Below are 2,988 nucleotides of genomic sequence, written 5' to 3' on the forward strand. Positions count from 1 at the left end.
TACCAAGGCGCATTTATCTTGGTGAGTCATGATGCTGATTTTGTTAAGGAGGTCGGCGTCAGCCAAAACCATATACGACTTTAACCTTCGTAAATTCGTTCACTTAGTGTAGTTAAGCGAGCATCGCTCCGGTGCTCGCCTTTCTCGATTGAGACAAGTAAACTACACGCCTCGAACATCTATTCATAAGGCTAAGGTTTGCATACTCTAGAACAACTTAAATCAGGGCAACTTAAAGGGATTAAGCACTTAAAACTGTCAGCAGAGCTCACTGAATTTCCATTAGAGATCTTAGATCTTGCCGATTCTCTAGAGGTTCTAGACCTCTATGGAAACCAACTATCAAGCTTACCAGACGAGCTATCACAGCTGACTAACCTGCGTATCATCTTCGCGTCGAATAACCTGTTCACGCACCTTCCTGATGTTCTAGGTACTCTTCCTAAGCTCGAAATGGTTGGCTTCAAATCTAATCAAATTAAAACCGTCAGCGAGCAATCTTTACCTGCTCAATTACGTTGGTTGATCCTGACAGACAATGCAATTGAGGTTCTCCCTCACTCACTAGGTGAAAGACCACGCCTGCAAAAGCTCGCATTGGCAGGTAACAAGATTCGTGTTTTACCAGAAAGTATGGAAAAGCTATCAAACCTTGAACTGGTTCGTCTGTCTGCAAACCAACTGACTGAATTCCCAGAGTTCCTTATCAAGCTACCAAAACTGGCTTGGTTAGCGTTTGCGGGTAACCCATTTTGCAAACATCCAAGTAGCTTAGATAGCGTGCCTGCCGTAAGCTCGCAATGCTACTCACTCAATCAAGTGCTGGGCCAAGGTGCGTCTGGTGTAATTTCTCATGCTAACTGGTTAAACGGTGACTTTGATTTCCCACAAGAAGTGGCGGTTAAAGTATTCAAAGGCGAAGTGACCAGTGACGGTTACCCACATGATGAACTTGAAGCATGTCTTCAAGCAGGCCAACATAGCAACCTAGTGAAGTCTATCGCACAAGTTGATGAAGATAACTACCTAGCATTGGTGATGGAGCTTATCCCGAGCAACTACTACAACCTAGGTTTGCCCCCTACTCTTGAAAGCTGCACTCGCGATACGTTCAATGAAGGCTTCGAGCTTTCAATTGCTAAGATCAATAGTATTACAGAGCAGATGATTGATGTGTTTGAACACCTTCATGCCAACAAAGTTTGTCATGGTGATCTATACGCACACAACACTTTGGTTAACGAGCAAGGTCAGATGATCTTTGGTGACTTCGGAGCAGCAACTATCTACGGTTATCTGACTGAAGAGCAGCAACAAGGCATTCGTCGAATTGAAGCGCGTGCATTGAAGTACTTTATTGAAGACCTACTGACGGTTTGTGCAAAGCAAGATCAAGACAGCGAGCTTTATACTCAACTGGCGAACTTCGAAGCTTAATGGCGTGTTGATTGGAAGTAATCGGTCGAATTGAAAACAACAAAGCCAACATCACTGTTGGCTTTTTTATTCTTGGAATATCACTTATTCTAATGGACAAGCAAGGTCGGCTAAAAGGGATTAACGCTCAGCCTGCACCAATTTCAGATACGAATGCAGCTCACCATTTTTATATTCCACCGCAGAGTGAATATTGAGATCAGCACGAGCCACAACAGTAAACTGGTAGCGATTCTCGCCCTTCAAAATCTCGACGTGTAACAACCCATCTTTTAGTTGCCACTGCCCTGTTGTTTCAAATCGATCGAACAAACGATATTCAATCAGAGAACCGTCAGCATTGAAGTGTACTTCAGTGATGTAACCGCCGGGGCAACTCTTCACCCAAACTCGATTCTCGATATCACTGACAATGAAGTCACGCTTTGTATCACGCCACGCTAGAAAGCCTTCGCTATCATAAAGAGCAAGGTCGAGATCAGTTCTAGAGATTAACGGCTGCTCATTTTGCTCACGACAATAAAGTTGGAGCAAAATTTGCTGAGCTGCACCATTCTGTAATTCACTCATTGTGACTTCCCTTTCTCATTGCTCTGCGTTAGACGCTGTATTGATCAACAAATTCTATTTAAAGCGGGTTACACAAGCTCGTAAGAAACCACATACAGTTGAGAGATACCCGGATAGATATCTTGAATCACACCCTTGAGGACTTCTAGCGTCATGTTCTCTTGCTCCGCATGGAACTCACCTAAGTCATCAAACAAGATTGGTTCTACACTAATGATCTTAAGATTACAGAATACACGTCCCTGCTCTAGCGTTGATACTTCTACAACGCTACCTGGCTGGTAATTGCGCTCAGATTCATCGCGAATAGTAATCGTCTTCTTGCCAGAAAGGATGTCAGTTTCAAAACGTTCGAAGAACGTCATAGTAGTCGGTGCGGTCATTTATCTCGGTCGCTTAACATTTAAAGGTTAGGTAAATGTTTATATACCAGAATGCTTGTTCAAGCGAATAAAAATTAGATGCGAGAGAATGCGGCAAAGCCAAATAGCAGGCAATAAAAAACCCAGCCGAAGCTGGGTTTATTTAGCGCTCATCTCTCACCACGAGCTAATTTGTGGAAGCCTGACATTGACGATTATAAACAATAATGCACATGGTCAATGTGGCCTTTCAACCGATTAACCTAGTAGGCTAAGTGCCGAGTTCGGAGCTTGCTTCGCTTGAGCAAGAATCGAGCTTGAAGCTTGAGAAAGGATCTGAGATTTAGTCATCTGAGTCGTCTCTTTAGCGAAATCGGTATCTTTGATACGGCTCTTAGATGCATTAACGTTTTCGTTGATGTTGTCTAAGTTGTTAATTGCGTGGTCGAAACGGTTTTGGAAAGCACCAAGCTCAGAACGGTGGCTATCTACATATTTAAGTGCCGCATCGATAACAGCTACAGATTCTTGTGCACCACCAACAGACGTTACGTCGATACTATCAACCGTAACTTGCTTAGCCTCTAGCGTTTTTGGGTCCTCAGGTTTCGCACCTGCT

Annotated in this window: 4 protein-coding genes; 1 reads left to right on the forward strand and 3 read right to left on the reverse strand. The window is 43.6% G+C overall.

What is annotated here, in order from left to right:
• Positions 1-198 precede the first annotated feature (198 nt).
• Positions 199-1,437 carry a leucine-rich repeat-containing protein kinase family protein gene (locus AB4653_RS22940; protein WP_102257339.1) on the forward strand — a complete coding sequence of 413 codons (1,239 nt, stop codon included), beginning with the start codon at positions 199-201 and terminating at the stop codon, positions 1,435-1,437.
• 120 nt (positions 1,438-1,557) lie between these two features.
• On the opposite strand, the gene AB4653_RS22945 is transcribed toward AB4653_RS22940, so the two are convergent.
• From AB4653_RS22945 to AB4653_RS22955, 3 genes are all read right to left on the reverse strand, one after another.
• Positions 1,558-2,007 carry a hypothetical protein gene (locus tag AB4653_RS22945; RefSeq protein WP_102257340.1) on the reverse strand — a complete coding sequence of 150 codons (450 nt, stop codon included), beginning with the start codon at positions 2,005-2,007 and terminating at the stop codon, positions 1,558-1,560.
• Between the two features lie 68 nt (positions 2,008-2,075).
• Positions 2,076-2,390, reverse strand: coding sequence for a N(4)-acetylcytidine aminohydrolase (gene yqfB / locus AB4653_RS22950; RefSeq protein ID WP_009846506.1), 315 nt, complete (start codon positions 2,388-2,390; stop codon positions 2,076-2,078).
• A gap of 237 nt (positions 2,391-2,627) precedes the next feature.
• The coding region (locus tag AB4653_RS22955; RefSeq protein ID WP_372105406.1) for a flagellin at positions 2,628-2,988 on the reverse strand (361 nt) is incomplete at its 5' end.

This window comes from Vibrio sp. 10N.222.48.A3 (assembly GCF_041475345.1).
Lineage (GTDB): Bacteria > Pseudomonadota > Gammaproteobacteria > Enterobacterales > Vibrionaceae > Vibrio > Vibrio tasmaniensis_A.

What these genes read in the sequence shown, in the direction of transcription:
- AB4653_RS22945 (WP_102257340.1), bottom strand. Translation starts at nt 2,007, where the DNA reads ATGAGTGAATTACAGAATGGTGCAGCTCAGCAAATTTTGCTCCAACTT.
- yqfB (WP_009846506.1), bottom strand. Translation starts at nt 2,390, where the DNA reads ATGACCGCACCGACTACTATGACGTTCTTCGAACGTTTTGAAACTGAC.